The 17,141-nt window shown below is 40.5% G+C and carries 14 protein-coding genes; 6 read left to right on the top strand and 8 right to left on the bottom strand.

The annotated features are described in order from the left end of the window. Positions 1 to 968 precede the first annotated feature (968 nt). The 4 genes from MSHOH_RS00005 (at position 969) to MSHOH_RS00020 (ending at position 4,958) form a co-directional block, all read left to right on the top strand. Complete coding sequence (locus tag MSHOH_RS00005) at positions 969 to 2,213, top strand: ORC1-type DNA replication protein (RefSeq protein WP_048136597.1); 1,245 nt, start codon at positions 969 to 971, stop codon at positions 2,211 to 2,213. A gap of 617 nt (positions 2,214 to 2,830) precedes the next feature. After that, positions 2,831 to 3,430 (top strand): dephospho-CoA kinase, encoded by a 600-nt coding sequence (locus MSHOH_RS00010; RefSeq protein ID WP_048136598.1) that lies wholly within the window; start codon positions 2,831 to 2,833, stop codon positions 3,428 to 3,430. A gap of 118 nt (positions 3,431 to 3,548) precedes the next feature. After that, positions 3,549 to 4,028: an RNA-binding domain-containing protein gene (locus tag MSHOH_RS00015; RefSeq protein WP_048136599.1), complete on the top strand. Its 480-nt coding sequence runs from the start codon at positions 3,549 to 3,551 to the stop codon at positions 4,026 to 4,028. A 156-nt stretch (positions 4,029 to 4,184) separates the two neighbouring features. Continuing rightward, positions 4,185 to 4,958 (top strand): sugar phosphate isomerase/epimerase family protein, encoded by a 774-nt coding sequence (locus tag MSHOH_RS00020; RefSeq protein ID WP_048136600.1) that lies wholly within the window; start codon positions 4,185 to 4,187, stop codon positions 4,956 to 4,958. A gap of 115 nt (positions 4,959 to 5,073) precedes the next feature. On the opposite strand, the gene MSHOH_RS00025 is transcribed toward MSHOH_RS00020, so the two are convergent. The 3 genes from MSHOH_RS00025 to MSHOH_RS00035 all read right to left on the bottom strand — a co-directional run bounded on the left by MSHOH_RS00025 (position 5,074) and on the right by MSHOH_RS00035 (position 7,794). After that, the gene (locus tag MSHOH_RS00025) at positions 5,074 to 5,913 is read right to left on the bottom strand and encodes a class I SAM-dependent methyltransferase (protein ID WP_048136601.1); all 840 of its coding nucleotides are present in this window, start codon (positions 5,911 to 5,913) and stop codon (positions 5,074 to 5,076) included. A gap of 224 nt (positions 5,914 to 6,137) precedes the next feature. Beyond that, on the bottom strand, positions 6,138 to 6,620 hold the full coding sequence (locus MSHOH_RS00030; protein WP_048136602.1) for a gamma-glutamylcyclotransferase family protein: 483 nt from the start codon (positions 6,618 to 6,620) through the stop codon (positions 6,138 to 6,140). Positions 6,621 to 6,741: 121 nt separating this feature from the next. Beyond that, the gene (locus tag MSHOH_RS00035; RefSeq protein WP_048136603.1) at positions 6,742 to 7,794 is read right to left on the bottom strand and encodes a selenocysteine-specific translation elongation factor; all 1,053 of its coding nucleotides are present in this window, start codon (positions 7,792 to 7,794) and stop codon (positions 6,742 to 6,744) included. A 1,128-nt stretch (positions 7,795 to 8,922) separates the two neighbouring features. Here MSHOH_RS00035 and MSHOH_RS00040 point away from each other — a divergent pair. After that, positions 8,923 to 10,650: a bifunctional metallophosphatase/5'-nucleotidase gene (locus MSHOH_RS00040; protein ID WP_158024005.1), complete on the top strand. Its 1,728-nt coding sequence runs from the start codon at positions 8,923 to 8,925 to the stop codon at positions 10,648 to 10,650. Positions 10,651 to 10,991: 341 nt separating this feature from the next. On the opposite strand, the gene MSHOH_RS00045 is transcribed toward MSHOH_RS00040, so the two are convergent. Further along, a complete protein-coding gene (locus MSHOH_RS00045) occupies positions 10,992 to 12,164 on the bottom strand; it encodes an RNA ligase (RefSeq protein WP_048136604.1) in 1,173 nt (390 codons plus the stop codon). Positions 12,165 to 12,345: 181 nt separating this feature from the next. Here MSHOH_RS00045 and MSHOH_RS00050 point away from each other — a divergent pair, with 181 nt between their 5' ends. Continuing rightward, a complete protein-coding gene (locus tag MSHOH_RS00050; protein WP_048136605.1) occupies positions 12,346 to 13,137 on the top strand; it encodes a TIGR00266 family protein in 792 nt (263 codons plus the stop codon). Positions 13,138 to 13,330: 193 nt separating this feature from the next. Here the strand turns inward: MSHOH_RS00050 and MSHOH_RS00055 are convergent, their stop codons facing one another. The 4 genes from MSHOH_RS00055 to MSHOH_RS00065 form a co-directional block, all read right to left on the bottom strand. Continuing rightward, positions 13,331 to 14,107, bottom strand: coding sequence for a CBS domain-containing protein (locus MSHOH_RS00055; RefSeq protein ID WP_204245367.1), 777 nt, complete (start codon positions 14,105 to 14,107; stop codon positions 13,331 to 13,333). A gap of 105 nt (positions 14,108 to 14,212) precedes the next feature. Next, complete coding sequence (locus MSHOH_RS24155; protein ID WP_162197591.1) at positions 14,213 to 14,371, bottom strand: hypothetical protein; 159 nt, start codon at positions 14,369 to 14,371, stop codon at positions 14,213 to 14,215. A 95-nt stretch (positions 14,372 to 14,466) separates the two neighbouring features. Next, positions 14,467 to 15,312, bottom strand: a complete 846-nt coding sequence (locus MSHOH_RS00060; protein WP_048136607.1) for a CBS domain-containing protein — start codon at positions 15,310 to 15,312, stop codon at positions 14,467 to 14,469. 634 nt (positions 15,313 to 15,946) lie between these two features. Further along, a complete protein-coding gene (locus MSHOH_RS00065; protein ID WP_048136608.1) occupies positions 15,947 to 16,948 on the bottom strand; it encodes a CBS domain-containing protein in 1,002 nt (333 codons plus the stop codon). Between the last annotated feature and the right edge of the window lie 193 nt (positions 16,949 to 17,141).

Consider the following 17,141-nt stretch of genomic DNA (forward strand, 5'->3'; position numbering starts at 1 on the left):
TCCAGTGGAAATGCAGGGGTCTTCACCATAACTATTAATACCCTGTACTTCCATTGCATCTACTGCAAATGTACCCTAAAATCAGATGTTTATATACAAATTTAATCTAAATTTTTAGCTAAAGAATATTCCGAACATAGATTTACCCAAGGCTTAAGAGATGCCCTAAAGTGCGCAACTGACTTTTCAGCGTGTCTCCTGTCCGCCGGAAATAAAAATTTCAGGCATTAACTTTAATAAACATGCATTTATCTATCCATCTCCCTTTGTGAATCTGTCACCTTTAACATTTAACTTATCGAGATTATAGAAAAATAATAACCCGGGTCTCTGGAATTACTGAGAACCAAAAACGAAAGACAATCTGAAAATTGACAGTTAAAGCTTTCAAAATATCTTTGTCACGTTTGGGTGTCGTTTTAAGTTTCAGGTATCCAGAACTCAGAATGAGAAGAACTTAAAAATGAGAATAACTGCTCGAAGAACTTCAAAAAAGTGACTTAAACATTAAGAATTTAAGTAAAATTAATTATCTGATTAAGCTCTGCAGTTTTCTCCCTCATCTGGATGTATGGAATTAATTAGCTCCCTGAGCAGAAATTTCAACGTTTAAGTTCACTTCAACAAATGGGACCGAATTAAAACCCAAAAATAAGAATTAACATTGAGAAGATGTAACTGAAGAAATAAACTGAAAATAAGCTAAAAATTTAAAATAAACTAAAAACTAGAACTGAAAAACGAAACTAAATGATTAAATTAGAAAGCAAGCTAAGAGACTAAACTGAAAATTAAAACATCAAATTTGAAATTAAGGAAAGGAAAAAGACGTTCTACAACTCGTTAATCTTCTTAAATAGCTTATTAACTTTGTATATCAAATATGTATATTAATTGTTAGTTGTTCGTATAAATTACCTTAATTTGTTACATCTGTAATATTATAACTTTTATGAAGAGGGTCATTCATGATAAAAGCTCAATCATTAGACGGCTTATTCGAAAAATTACTTGACGGAAAGTCAATTTTCAAAAACAAAGAAGTTCTTCGACCTTCTTATACACCGGACCTATTATTACACAGGAACGATCAGATAAACAGCCTTGCAACTATTCTGGTTTCCGCACTCAGGGGAGAGACTCCTTCAAATGTCCTGATTTACGGAAAAACAGGAACAGGAAAGACTGCTGTGACAAGGTACGTAGGAAAAGAACTTGAAAGAGTAAGTGAAGACAAGTCAATTTTCTGTTCTGTTGTTTATATTAACTGTGAAGTAATCGATACTCAGTATAGGCTTCTTGCAAATCTTGCCAGGCATTTCGAAGAAGAGGTCCCTATGACCGGGTGGCCTACGGATCAGGTCTTCATGAAATTCAAAGAAGCAATCGATGCAAGAGACCAGGTCATTATCATCATTCTGGACGAAATTGATAAGCTGATTAAGAAAGGCGATGACGTCCTCTATAACCTTTCAAGGATCAATACCGATCTCAAGAAAGCTAAGGTCAGTATGATAGGGGTTTCTAACGACCTCAAATTTACGGAGTTTCTGGATCCCAGAGTCAAAAGTTCCCTGGGCGAAGAGGAACTGATCTTTCCGCCTTATGATGCCGAGCAGATCAGCGATATCCTGAAGCAGCGGGCAAAAATGGCTTATAACGATGGAGTGCTCGGCGAAATGGTAATTCCGCTCTGTGCAGCTTTTGCGGCCCAGGAACACGGTGATGCCCGCCGAGCCCTTGACCTTCTGCGCGTTTCGGGAGAAATTGCTGAAAGAGAAAACCAGCCCCAAGTTCTTGAAGAACATGTAAGACGTGCGCAGGAAAAGATCGAAATTGACCGCGTCGTAGAAGTTGTGCGGACCCTCCCAACCCAATCCAAGCTTGTGCTCTACAGCATCATCCTGCTCAGAAACAGGGGAAGAGAAGGAAAAAATGTCACAACCGGTGAGATGTATAATGTCTACCGCCAGCTCTGTCATCACATAGACGTGGATATTCTTACCCAGCGCAGGGTCACTGACCTGATGTCAGAACTCGATATGCTCGGGATAGTCAATGCCGTGGTAGTAAGCAAAGGCCGTTACGGAAGGACAAAAGAAATCTCTTTGAGTGTTCCTGTAGAAAATACTCGCAAAGTACTTCTTGAAGACTACAGGCTCAAACCTCTTGTAGATTTCAAAACTTCCGTCTTCAACAAAATGTTCTCATGAACATTTTCTAAACGATCTTCAAAATGGTATTTAAATGAATCTCTAAAGGTCGGATTACCTTTCTAATCCAGCCTTTCTGTTTTCTGCGTACTCCTCAAATTCTTGATTCTATAAGGTAGTTTTTAAATTATAAGGCAGTCTTACATTTCACTGCGTATTTTTAACTTGTTCTAAGATGATTTTCGAAAAGTTTTTTTGCAAACCTTTCTTCCAGAAATTTCCTCATCAATCTTTTAGAAAATAGCCTCAGTTTTCAGGAAATAATATATATGATCCTGTGGTTTGACTAGCATCATTATAACGTATGTTTCAATTCATATTTCAATTCATTTCAATTCATTTCAATCCATATTTCAATTCGTATTTCAGTTACGGATCTACATTATCAAAACTTACATTGTTCAATGTTGTACTATTCAAGTTTTTATCAGAAATATGATCTTGTACTAACTCGAGCTTCAAATTCCTATAGAGTATAACTGAAAGCTTTATTGAGGCTAAAACTTTACTAATGCTAAAACTTTACTAATACTAAAACTTTATTGAAGTTTTTACTCAGATTTATCATTCAGGCTTATAATTAAATCCAGATATTCAGGTTTAAAAGGTAATTTTTGATGAAGATAATAGCGTTCGTAGGCATGCCAGCTTCGGGAAAATCCGAAGCTTCCAGGATTGCCGCCGAGATGGGCATTCCTGTTATAATCATGGGTGATGTAATCCGGAAGGAAGTATTGAAGCGCGGGCTTGAGCCCAATGATTCCAATACCGGAATGGTTGCAACGGACCTCCGCAAGTGTGAGGGCATGGATGCCGTTGCTAGACGCTGTATTTCTCAGATAAGGGAAACAGGTTCGGAACTTGTAGTTGTGGATGGTGTACGAGGGATTGCCGAAGTCGAGTGCTTCAGGAAGGAATTTGGAAAAGGCTTTATCCTGATCTCCATTTATGCTCCTATTGAAGTTCGCTTCTCCAGAGTTCAGAAAAGAGGAAGAAGCGACGATATGAACAGTATCGAAGGTCTTCGCCAAAGGGATGAAAGAGAACTCAGCTGGGGCATGGGAGAAGCCATAAATGCTTCCAATGTGGAAATCGAAAATAACTTCACACTTGAGACCTTCATAAAAGATGTTACCGAAGTCCTGAGGAACTATTTAGGATCATGTTCAGCAATGCCAAAAAATCACAATTCAACTGAAAACCTTCTGGAACAATAGCGTCTGAAATAGTAAGTTTGAAACTATGAAGTTTGAAACTATACAAAATTTGAAATTAAAAGTTTGAAGTCATAAAGTTTAAAACTACAAAGTTTGAAATTACGAGCGGAGCACACTCATGATAAGTGTAAAGATTTCAGCAACCGTATATCCTACGGAAGATCCTGAAAAGGTTATTAAAGCGGTTTCAGATCTTTTTACAGGAATAGAACTTCAAAAAGAAAATGTTGACACAAAGGAACCTGAAAAAGGAGTTTCTCCCTTTTTTCATATTACAGGTGAGGGAGGGCTTGACCTCCTGTATACCCTGCACGGACTTATTCGCAGGGAACAAATTATAGATAGTATCCGTAACAAGGTTTTCAATAAAGGATTGTCCAGCGAAGGGCTTTCGGTTAGTTTTTTACTTAACAAGCAGGCAGCTTTTGTTGGAGTCCCCAGCGTCCCTGCTGAAGAAGAACCCCTGGGGTCCATTGAAGTGACTATCAGGGCAGATTCTTCTGAGGAAATGGAAAGGCTTTTTGAGTGGCTTCTACCTATTACCGAAGAAGGGGTACCGCTTGTTGAAGTGGGAATGGACTATGTAGAAAGGGGCTGAAATTTCAAAGTCCAGTCATATGAAGCTTAGTTAACTTTAGGAAGTTTGGTTAACTATATTTTAATTCCCACTCCAAATTTATGTTAATCAAAGATTGATTAAAAGGATTGATAAAAGGGCTAGTTAAAAGATGAGTTAAAGGGGATGAATTGTCACATGCAGCTGCATAGAATCAGTTTTTCATCGCGAGCGGTAGTTGAAGATCCTTTCAAATGGGCATACACGCTCGAAGACCACGGATACACGGGCTGGGAAATCGTACAGGAGGGATCCCAATGCCTGAGCAGCAAGACCGTTCAGAACCTTAAGAACATTTATGATACCACCAGCCTGGAACTAACCCTTCACTTGCCTTTTTCTGACATGAACCTTGCAGGGCTGAACGACTCTATCCGTGCGGAAGTCCTCAGGCAGATGAAGCATTACCTGACCCTTGCCTCTAATTATGTGAATCTGGCTGTGGTACATCCCGGATATCTCTCTCCTTATGGGGTACAGGTCCCGCAGCAAGCCTATATGACAAACCTTGCCTCTATCCGGGAATTATGTGACTTTGCAGCTGACCTCGGGGTTCTTATAGCTGTTGAGAACATGCCGGACCTTCCTAAAATCTTTGGCAAATACCCTGATGAAATGGAGGAAATGCTCGATGCTGTCGGGAGTCATAATGTGGGTTTTACCTTTGATGTCGGGCATGCAAGTACTGTTGGACTTATAGACGAGTTTCTGGATCAGCTCGGAGATCGGATTTCCCATATACATATCCATGATAATATGGGAAAAAAAGACGAACATCTTCCTCTCGGAGAAGGTACCATAGATTGGAAGCATGTTATGGGAAAGCTTTCAAATTATAAAGGGATCTTTGTTACTGAAATGACTTCAGTCGAAGAAGGGGTCAAAAGCCTCGAATTCTTAAGAAAACTATAAGTTTTCGAGGCTCTACTTCCCTTTTGGGTCTATTTCCCGTTTTTCTTAATTCCTTTAAACTACTTTTCTCCCGGTATTCTCAAAATAATTGCTTCATCCGAAGAACATATCGAAATTACTTTTTAATTGCCTTGCAAAAGATAACGTTATTTCCATTCCATAGATCGATATCCGGCAAGACATTATCATAACACTCGATTTTTTCAAAGCCTTCCTGTACCAGCACCTTCTTCAGGTCATCAGATGTAAAGAAGTGAGTCCAGAAACGATATACATCGAAATTGTCAGAATTATCGATTACGATGTGCTGGTACAATATAACTTTGTCTTCCGGATAATAATAAGAGTCCGAAAGAATCAGGTGTGGTCTGTCTTTCCAGAAGCCACGCTCTTCTATTACCCAGGATTTCTCAGCAACTTTCATTTCGATATTTTTATCGCTCAGAACGTCAAAAATGAAAGTTCCGCCAGGTTTTAAAGCCTTATAAACATTCTGCAATAATGTCTTTCTCGCTTTCGGTATTAAGACACCAAAGTCAGTAAAGACCATCATTACAAGATCATATTTATTCTCCTCATGCAGTTCGAGGTAATTTTGGTTTGTGTATTCTATATCCAGGTTTTTCTTTATGGCTTCGTTTCTGGCATATTTGATTGAATTCTTTGAGAAATCAATACCCGTTACTTTATGTCCCCTCTCTGCCATGAGCTCAGCATATAATCCCGGCCCGCATCCCAGATCAAGAATATTCATTTTTTCCAGATTGACTGAATTTAAAATCCAGTCTACAGTACTCTCTATACTCACCCTTCTCCGGCTTGCCAGGTCAATATCCGGGTTCAAATGAACTTCCAACAACTGCTTTGAAATGTGGTCATTTGTCCACATAACAGCATTTCCTTCTGCATAAATTTGCGGTTTTCTTATAAATTCGATAATATCTGTAAAATTCATAAACGAGCCCTCCTTTCAAACTCTCAACGGACTCTCATATCTGCGATTGACCGTAACTCTATATCTACGATTAATCGTTAACACCTTTTAATAAAACAGAATGTTTCAGTTGTTGTTCATTGCTGAATATTTTTAAGATTCTCTATTAATAGTTTACCGAATATTGGGAACCCTTCATGCAGGTATAATTTCTCTTTGATTTCTCTTTTATTTTTTCAGTTCTTTCACTCAGACAGCTCTTTTTCTTTGAGGTATCTGAACCAATCGCCATGCTCGATTACTTCAGTTTCGGGTTTTTCATCGTAGACATAGATGAAGCCTCTTACCTTCTGTTGCTCCATTTCAAGGTCAACATATTCCCTGTGGTACCCGCCAAAAAGTTCCATATAATCAATGGATTTTGCAACCTCAAGCTGCTGTTTTCCTGAAAACCTGCGCACTTCTGCAACCACAAAACTGTCATCCGCCGGGTAGACAGCAGGGTAAGGACCCAGGGAGTAAAGGGCATACCCCTTGATTCTTGTCATCCCTAGAAAGTCAGACTTGTTTGGAAGGTTTAAGCGCCGACTGTTATGCAGTCCGTCTCTGAGGCTTCCATAAAGTGCCATTACGATTTCTTCGCCTTCCACTCTTTCGTAAGAGCGCTGCCAGCAAATGTTCCTGTGAAAAATCCTTCCATAAAGGGTCCTGTCTGTCTCCTGATCCATATTCTTTCCTTCTGCATTTATTCCTTTTTCATCAGGCAGTTTTAATTTTACGTCTTCTAGTCCGGCTCCTTTTTATCTCATTTTGAAATTATCTCATTTTGGAAGTTACACTTCAAATTTCTTACTTCGAAAAACCGTAACCTGCAAAGCGCTGGGTCAGATCAAGGTTTGCAAGCAGGAACCGGTCTTCTTTGCTATAGGCAACCTTTTTGTTTCCCGAAAGTTCCAGTACGCAGGTAGTTCCTGGCTTTGCTTCCTTTACTTCATTTCCGTCAACCAGAATTTTTTCAACGCGCACAGGCTCGGACTGAAGCCCGACAAAAAGGTGAAGTACACTTGCAGGCTCTATCTTTTTTGTAAATTTTGAGATGGTACACTCCAGGGTATAGTCAGTAGTTACGATTTCTTTATCCGAGATAATGAAACCTCTCTCTATGTCCTTTGCCTGGACATTTTTTAGGCGCATCCCAACTCTCGTGCCTGTCGGGGCTCTGTCGATATCTACATCATGGCTCTGGATAGACCGGATTTCAATGTCTCTGTCAAGTGGAAAAATTTTGGTCTTATCTTTATCCTTTGATGTACCCTGTTTGACAACCCCCAGGACAACACATCCCTTGCCTGTCACATTGAAAGCGTGATCTATGAAGATTCTTGCAGGAAGGCTGTTAAGTTCTGCCTGTTCTGCTTCTATTCTCTCTGCCATCTCATTGATCCTGGCTTTAAGGTCATCTACACCTTCAAAAGGATTCTTTGCACTTTTGTTTGTATTGATGGAAATGGCTTCCCAGTCCTGAAGTGCAGTTCCTGCAGTGATCACTTTTAACTTTGCTTTCAGTTCATCAACCGCATGCATATGCGTGCTGTCCGACCTTGTCAGGGCAATGATTCCATATTTAAAACCCAGCAGGTCAAGGGCAATAATGCATTCTCCGGTGTGTGCGTCCAGGCCTTGAGGAGGAATACACAGGATTGCCAGATCGGAAATATTCAGTGCCGTAACCAGAGATTTAAGGGTTTTCGGGTAGCTGTGAGCATCCACAAAAACCATCTTACGGCTTTCCTTATCGTTGTTGTACATCGTTATATCGGAGGATGTTCCTTTTCTCCCTAGATTTGCGGCAAGAGAAGTCCTGCCACTTTTTTCTGTCCCTATAATTGCAACGTTTACCATGGTGAGTCCCTTTTCTGAATCGATGTTTTCTAAATCAATGATATTTATGAGAGTATTTTCAGATTATTGAGTTTATTTTAGTGAAGGATTAATTGAATCTTTAAGATCAATTAAGTTTCATATCTAATCTATTTCTCGAAAAATACTATTTCTCTAACAACGGTTTTTTTAAATTCATAACTTTCCCATAAATCTTTTTATGATTCTCTTTAAAGCTACAGGTTTTAAAACTACAGGTTTTGGATTAGAGCTTTTGCTAATTTTGTATCTGCAACTGGTATAACTATATCGGGTTGTATTTTACTGCTAAAAGTGATATATACACTTGTTGAATACACTTGTTGAGTGGTTTTTAATTGAAAGAAAGTGAGCCGGTGGACGATCCATTAATCATAGATTGAATTTACATCCTTCATCCTGTAACTAACACTAAAAACTTTACCTTCAGGCAATGTAAAACTTCACAGATTGGATAGAAAAGATTCCAGAAGATCTGTTGACAGAAGTCAAGCATGTTTAGTTCTATCCTTAAGGATCTCTGTCAGGTTTACGGACTTCCATAGAAGTTTGTGCAAAAATTAAAGACCTGCATAGAAGGGTTATTAATGTAGATTTGAGTCCTTGGGATTTTTCAAAGATTACTAGGGAGATCATTGAGAACGTAATATTGTAACTGATAAGATTACTGCCAAGCCTGGGTAAAAGGTATACAATCGTAAACATTTTATATTTTTGACAATAAGTTTCACCTTAAAATTTCTTAGGCAATCTGAGGTTCAGGCTTTGGGTTCAGGCTTTGTTATCTGAGAGGGATGTACAGTCCTCCTTGCAAAACTTTGCGTAATGAAAAGTACATGACGTATGCATTGAGATCCAAAATTAACCACAATAGACAGTTCAGTTAAGTATGTTTTTCAAAAGGTTAAAGGTTCAACACTATTGATTTCTCGTTTCAACCATGAAATTGTATAGTATTTTCTGGAATAAAATCCTTATTTGACAGATTTTACTGCTGCAGTACAGCACATTTTGTATAAAAACGCATTTAATAAATAAAGAAATATATAAAGATTATATTAATGTTCGAGTTTTTGGATTGCTCAATTGAGAGCTTAAAGAGGGATTAATTTGCCAAAAGATTTTAATTGTTTAATAACTAAAGCCAATAGCTACTTTGGCCTTAAGTTATGCATGATGATGCTTGTCATCCTGGCTCCACTGGGTTGCCTGGAGGTCTCAGAGCCTGAAAGAAGTACGACAGAGATCCAGATCCTGGCCATCAATGATATCCATGGCCAGCTTGAACCACCCACCAGCAAGATAGTTGTAGATTATAATGAGACAGGTGCACCCATAACTGTCGAGGCTGGGGGCGCGGAGTACCTGGCCACCCACATAAAAAGATTAAGCTCTGAGAGCCAAAACACATTCGTAGTCTCAGCTGGAGGTTCTATAGGTGCCAGTCCACTTATCTCAGCCCTATTCCATGATGAGCCAACAATAAAGGCTCTTAACATTATGGGATTGGACTTTTCGGCTGTAGGCAATCACGAACTGGATGAAGGACCAGACGAGCTTATGCGCATTCAGAATGGTGGGTGCCACCCGATAGATGGCTGCTTCGGTAACTCCTCATTTGAAGGAGCACAGTTCCAGTTCCTGGCTGCGAACATAGTTAATGAGAGTACTAACACTACAATATTTCCTGCCTATAATGTTACCTACGTCCAGGGAGTGCCCATAGGATTTATTGGAGTGACCTTGAAAGATACGCCGTCCATAGTGATACCTTCTGGAGTGAAAGGACTCAAGTTCCTGGATGAAGCTGAAACCATTAATGAATACGTCAGGAAACTGAAGGATATGGGTGTAGAAACCATAATAGTAATCATTCATGAAGGAGGCTCCCAGGAGGGACTATATAATGAAAGCCTGAACATGACAGGCTCTATTGTAGATATTGTCACAGCTACCGACGATGAAGTAGATGTTTTCGTAACTGGTCACACTCATAAAGCCTACAATGCTGTTATTGATGGAAGAATAGTTACAGAGGCTGGCTCAGCAGGTAGTATGCTTACAGATATCGATCTGGTAATAAGTAACGAGACTCATGATGTGGTCAAGGGAAGGGCCAGAAACATCATAGTATCCAGAGATGTGCCTAAAGATTCAGAGGTAGTTGAGCTGGTCAAGGAATATGAGTCTCTGGCCGCACCTCTTGCTAATCGGGTAGTTGGAAATATCACGGACAATATTACAATAGAAGCTAACGATTCAGGCGAATCCTCTCTGGGCAATATCGTAGCCGATGCCCAGCTTTATGCTACCTCTAACTCAAGTTATGGAGGTGACGTGGTAGCTTTTACTAATCCAGGTGGCATTCGTGCTGACCTGGTATATGATCAACTGAGCGATGGGGAATTGCTTGGTCAGGTCACCTATGGTGAAGTTTTCAGTGTCCAGCCATTTGGGAACAGCTTGATCACAATGACTTTGAACGGCACTCAGATCGACGCTTTGCTGGAGCAACAGTTCGATAATCCCTCTCCTGGAGATAAACGCATACTGCAGGTATCAAAGGGCTTCAGCTATGCCTGGAACGAAAGCGCTCCTACAGGTAAGAAGGTCGAAATCTCCAGTATAAAAATCAACGGCGTTTCTCTTGATCCTAATGGCTTTTATCGCATAACAGTGAACGGTTTTCTGGCTGACGGGGGCGATAATTTCTCTGTCCTGAAGGAAGGTATCGATAGGACAGGGGGGCCTCATGATATGGATGCCCTGGTCAGTTATCTCGGGGCTTTCTCTCCGGTTTCTCCAGGACCCAATAATCGCATTGCTCTGGTGAAATAAGAGGATAAGGAGCTTCTAATTTTTCGGTGGAGAGGATTATCGGGATATTTTTTATCCGATGAACTCTTCCCTGCCCTGAAGAAACTGTCAAGCAATTACCGGTAGCAATAAATAGAATTATTTTTTTAGTTTAGAGTTAACATTGTCTGTCATTCAATTGTAGAAATAGTTTGAATTTGAAAAAACTAATCTAGAAAAAGTAAACCACTTAAGAAAAGTAAGTCAATCAAAAAAGCAGTCAATCAAAAATAGTTAGAAATATCCAAAACTAGTAAAAATATCTAACATAGTCACAAACATCTAAATAGACAGAAATAACTTTTATGGACGGGTAAACCCTGTCACCAAAACTCTCCTTCTAGGATTGCCTGAGTTTTATCATTGGTGCTCTTATTCACTTTTTTAATAATTATTAGGTACTCGTTTCCTATCGGCTGCGGCTCTTCAAAAATTGCATCAATCCCAAGCCTTTTCAGATAATTCCCAAATTCTGTGGCGGTTTTGAGTTCCTTTACTCTGATTCTGGCTTCTTCATAGAGTCTCTTCCCATCCTTTACACTCCTTATTGACTCTCTTAGTGGGTTCAAGATGCTTTCTCCAAGCTGCATATAGCGCTTTTTGAACTCAGCTTCATTTTCATTCCATTCAACTGTCTGAAATCCCTCTCTAACAATCCTTGAGAGCATGTAATCCCTGCCTGCTTCATTGTAGAACCTGAAGGCATGCCTGAGGTCCGAACAGTTGCTCTGGGATGAGGTATATTTCAGGGGGGCAAGAATCATCTCAGGGTCTTTTATTACTACACCTTCGTGCTCTTTTTCCCCAAGTTTCCGGACTACTTTAGCAATTTCTTCTGCGGCTGTCTGAAGGGGAAATTCTCCAAAGCATTCAACCTGCAAAAAACTATATTCTTCCAGAATTTTACGCTTCCTGCTTATTGAAAGAGGGTTGCCGCTGTTTTTTTCTCGGATATCGAAGATATAGAACTCCACGGATTCAATGCCATAGATCTCTTTTGGGACATAAGGGTTGTCAGGGCCCAGCATTTCTCCATAAAGCACAAGTTCAGGAAAATCATCAAAAAACCTCAGGTCAAGCTTCTCTTTTGCCCTTTCAGTCGTGTAAGGGCAGATATAACCGCTGCGGGTAATTGCCAGGATTTCGCCTTTTACTTTTGCAACTCTTACATTATACCCGTTCATTTTTTCTTCAACAGCTACCTTTTCAAGCCCGCTGAAATATTTTTTTATAGTGGGGTCCAGTACCATAGCTCTCCGAATTTTGGGAAAACCCATAATTACTTCAAAAGAATCCCCTTTTTCGTAAAGTACTGTTCCTCTTTCTATATGAGAAATTTCTTTATCGAAACGGAACAGATAGTCATGTTTTCCCCAGTTCCTGGCAAAGTAGTTTTTTTCGAAAAGATGTTGAACCCTCCCTTCGTCAAACCCTAGGTAGTGAGCTAGCCGCGCAACAAAGTCAGGATCTATTTCCCCATTTTCCCCTTTATTCATACTTGTTTATCTGTTTTCGGACGTGAAATAAGTTATCATTCTCATGTGGTTTTGGAACAGGTCAATCCACAAGAAACCTTTTGATTTATAAAGAATATCCAGTCTATCAAATATCTTTTTAAATATGTGGCTTCTAATTTCTTCTGTATTTTAATTTTAATGTAAGCCAAGAGGTTACAAAATGGCTGACGAAATTGACTACGAGATTATTGGCAGTGAGATGCAGATCGTTGAGATTGAGCTTGATCCAGGCGAGGCTGTTCAGGCAGAAGCCGGGGCTATGGCATATATGGGACCCGGAATCCAGATGCAGACCAGTATGGGAAACGAAGGTGGCGGACTCCTGGGAGGTCTGAAAAAAGGTTTGAAAAGAGCTCTGACAGGTGAAAGCTTCTTTATTACAAGCTTCACTCACAAAGGTTCCGGAAAGGGGCATGTAGCTTTTGCGGCTCCTTATCCGGGCAAGATTATCCCCCTTGACCTTGCCAAGTTTGGAGGCAGTATTCTCTGCCAGAAGGATGCTTTTCTCTGTGCTGCCCGGGGTGTGGAAGTTGAACTGGCTTTTACCCGTAAACTCGGAGCAGGGCTTTTCGGTGGCGAAGGTTTTATTCTCCAGAGACTGAGGGGTAACGGCCTGGCTTTTATCCATATCGGAGGCACTGTTATAAGAAAGGATCTGGCTCCGGGTGAGACCTACAAAGTTGACACAGGCTGCGTGGCAGCTTTCACCGAGTCCGTAACTTATGACATAACATGGTCAAAAGACTTTAAAAATGCCCTCTTTGGTGGAGAGGGAGTTGTCCTTGCTACCCTGACGGGTCCGGGCACAGTTTACATGCAGAGCCTGCCTTTCTCGCGTCTTGCAGACAGGATTTTTGCGGCCTCTGCCTATGGACGCAACCGGGACGAACAGACTGGCATTGGTGGCAGTGGCGTACTGGGAGGCTTACTTGGCGGAGACAGGTCATTCTAAACAGGTTATTAAGCAGATTATTCTAAAAAGATCATTCCAAAAAGATTTTAGATTCATGAAAATCGACGACAAATAACAGGAAATATTATAACAGGCAAAACAGGCAACGTTTAAAAATCAGGAAGGCCTGTCCCTTAAGGAGCAGACCTTTTCCCCTCTCTTTTTTCCCTCTAAGGTTTATTCCTGGATTATGTCATTCCTGAATTGTATTTATGACGTTCCTGCGTGCGAGAAAACCAACCAGCTCTTCTTCCAGATTGAGGACAGGAACACCTCCAACATCGTATTCCAGCATGTTGTTAACCGCATCTGAAAGAGGAGTGTTGGTGTGCACGCTGACCACGCTGCGAGTCATAATGTCTCCAACAAGCAGGTTTTTAATTCTGGAGTCCTGCTGGTTATCAGCTACAAGATCCCTGAAAGAACGCATCGCAAAAGCGATATCATCTTCTGCAACGATTCCTACAAGTTTTCCGTTTTCAATTACAGGCAACCTTCCCACATTCTTATCAAGGATAAGGCGTCTGGCATGGCTCACACGGTCTGATGGACTGACAGTAATCGGGTACTTTTCCATTACTTCCCCCACAAAGCCTGTGAAACGGTTTGCTTTCATGAACTCCTGTGGGGTCACCCAGCCCATTGCGTTTCCGTTATCAGTGACGATGATCACGCCTCCCTTCTTTTTCATCAGGGTAAGGGCATCTTTAGTATCGGTATCTGGCAAAACCTTCACAAAGTTGTCGGATACGGCTGTTGCAACATGCAAAGAGGATGCGGGTTTGCTCTGTTTCCTTCGAGTTCCGAGCTGCTCTGTCAGACTTCTCATGGTAAGCACTCCGAGTACCTGGTTATCATGGACTACAAGCAGGCGTTTTGTATCTTTCTTTTCCATGAGATCAAGGGCGTGAGATATGGTATCTGACTTATCAATCCTGTGTGGTTGTACCATTATATCTTTAACTTGCATGCATTTCACCTCATGCGTATCCAGAGTTCTAGTTTCAATTCTCCGCAATCTACGTTTTTACAGATATTCTTGCGTTTTTACAGATCTTTCAGACCTTTAGATCTTTCAGACCTTTAATACATCCATTTTTCTAAGTTTTTGCATCCTTCTTTTACTTTCAGCCATCCTTTTTCGTTCTTTTCTACCGTATATACCTCCGTATAGTTCTAGCCGTGGATTTACTATCACCGTAGGTTTACTATCACAATTAATTTTTACTATCATAATTTAATAGCTTTTACTTTTTTAAAGGTATTTTGCCCCTCTTTCACTTTTAATATTACCGAATTTATCTCTCAATTCACTTTCAGAGCGTTTTTTCAGAGCATAGCTTTCATAATATCGGTCCTGCTCAGTATTCCTACTATTTCTTCACCATCACTGACAGGTAGGGCATTTATTCCTTCTTCAATCAATTGTTTTGCAGCATTGCTAATTTTCTCGTTTATATCAATTGACATTATTGGAGAAACCATGATATCTTCTGCCGTTAAGGGTACTTCTTTTACGTACCTGTAAGTTTTCTGACCTCCAGGTGAGGACTTCCGGGTCATCTTGATACTTTTTACTGAAAGTTTTCCTTCGTTATCAGTTAAGAGATTTAAGGCAAGGCTTCTCCTTGAAATCATTCCGGCAGGTTTCCCGGCATCGTCTTTAACGATTACTCTCTCAATCTCATTTTTATTCAGTTCGTCTATGACATGGTTGATTGTGTGGTGCCTGTGAACAGAAATGACATCCTCGGTCATCAGTCTGGGGATTTTAGTCTCTATTTCGTCTGCATGTTCGGCAATATAGCGCACGATATCTGTCCTGGTGACAATACCTACGATATCGTTTTTTGCTACAGGGATGTTGTGCACTCCGTTCTCAAGCATCAAGGCAACTGCCTGGGAAATGGAGGCCTCGGGATAAATGGTGATTACGGACTCTGTCATCAGCAACTTTATAGGGATCTGGTCTATCGGTCGTCTCCTCCAGAGAGGTTCTGCCTGAGCCAGACGGTTGGTGATGTCTGATTTCGTGACGATTCCCACCATTTTGCCTTCGTTGAGGACAAGCAATGTACTGATTCTGTGTCTTAACATCAGATTCCTTGCATGTGACACGGGTTCATCTGCATTTATAATATATACAGGTGAACTCATGATGTCCGCCACATTCATTGAATACCTCCTTCATTTTTACAATATATAAGTATTAATAGTTATAGTTTTTGAATCAGGTGTAAATGTTGAATTTTTTATTTCACATTTCAATTTAAATGTCAATAAGTTATCAATATATGTCTCCTTTTTTTACTCATAATCACATACGTTGTTTAATATTAGTATGGAGTTTCAGGGTATCAGGAAATATTAGCTGGTTGAAGAGAATTTGTCTCTAGTGTCGCATCAATCCTGAAGGATCGAATGGTTCTGAATGGTTGTAGCCAAGTTCATACGACATTTAACCGTTGAAGCGACAGTAGCCTGAGGAATTGGTCTTAAGGAACTTGCTTTAATGAACGCGCCCTGAGAGAACCTGTCCTGAATCTCTACTTTGAGACCAGCTACGCTCCAGGATACAGAAATATCCAGAATACAGAACTTATTGGTCTGTCCAGCTAAGAAGTTTACCTCCTTCCAACCTTTTAATAAAGTTGAACCCGAGTTTCTTTTTATGAATTCCGGGTTAATTCTGGCTTATCAGTTCTGGTTTGGTTTAACAGAAGTTTTTTGATTTAGTGAAGATTCTCTGGTTTAGCAGAAGTCTTTTCCGGTTTACCAAATTTTATTTCGAGCCTAATCGAAACTTCTGTTAAAAGTCAAAACCGCGCAGGAAATCGCTCTCTGTAATAATACCTCGTAGCATTCCCTCTTCCAGAACTGGAAGCGAACCTATTTTTTTCTCGAGCATGATTTCCATAGCTTTCCCCATATCTGTGCCAGGGCTGGTCCAGATCAGTTCTTTCGAAACAATGGAACCTACTGGCTGGTCCAGAGCTTCATGAATGTTTCCTGTTGTGAGTTTGCTGAATGCATCTCCTTTCCCAAGGAAATGAACAATATCTGAGGCAGTAACTATTCCTGCAAAGATTCCGTCCTTTACCACAGGAAGCCTTCGGAACCTGTTCTGTACCATTAGTTTTGCTGCCTGTCCTATGGGAGTATCTGTCGTTACCATTGTGACATTTTTGGTCATGTACTCATCAACAGTTTTATTTGTCACAAGCCCGCCCAGCAGTTCCACGGCGTTTCTTTCGGTAAAGATTGCAACGACCTGCATATCATTATTTACTATTGGCAGGCCCCCGGTCCTCTTTTCAAGCATTGTTGTAACGGCTTCTTTAAAATCTGCCTGATCATAGATGTATGCAACATCAGTATCCATGATCTGCCGTACTTCTTCGTTTATTGCTGCCAGAAGGTTGCCTTTGAAACGGTTTTCGACAAGGAGGTTCCTTCTGCCGCCTCCCAGGAAATCGATAATATCAACAGAAGTAACTACTCCTTCCAGTCTCCCTGTTCCTGCATCTGTGATCGGGATACGCCTGAATCTCCTTTCAGTCATAATTTTAATTGCTTCCATGATAGTTGCAGTAGGAGGGAGGGTTACTACATTTCTTGTTGCCAGACCAAGAATTTTTCCCTCATGTTCTGAAATTCGGGATTTAAAGCTTGGACCCATTCTCATTGTGCCCATGCTGCTGGTCATGTATGGATCTTTATGCTGTGCTTTTTTGTTTGATTTGTTCAGTTTCGGCTGAACATTCATTTTTTCGACTGGTACAAATGTCGTATTTTTGTTCAATAGGATCACCGAATCGAGTTGCCGTTAATTGCTTTTTTTCATCTTCCGTTTTTCCTCTACCTGCATTTAGCAGGAACTTTTCCCTGAGGCTGCAGTCATACCTCGGACTCATGCTTAGTGCTGGAAACAAACAAAGTCTTGCAAAGCAATCTTCTCTCGAATCTTTCTGAACACTTACTGTTTGGACACTTAATTTTGTTTG

Origin of the sequence: Methanosarcina horonobensis HB-1 = JCM 15518, assembly GCF_000970285.1 — an archaeon.
In the GTDB taxonomy this organism is placed as follows: domain Archaea; phylum Halobacteriota; class Methanosarcinia; order Methanosarcinales; family Methanosarcinaceae; genus Methanosarcina; species Methanosarcina horonobensis.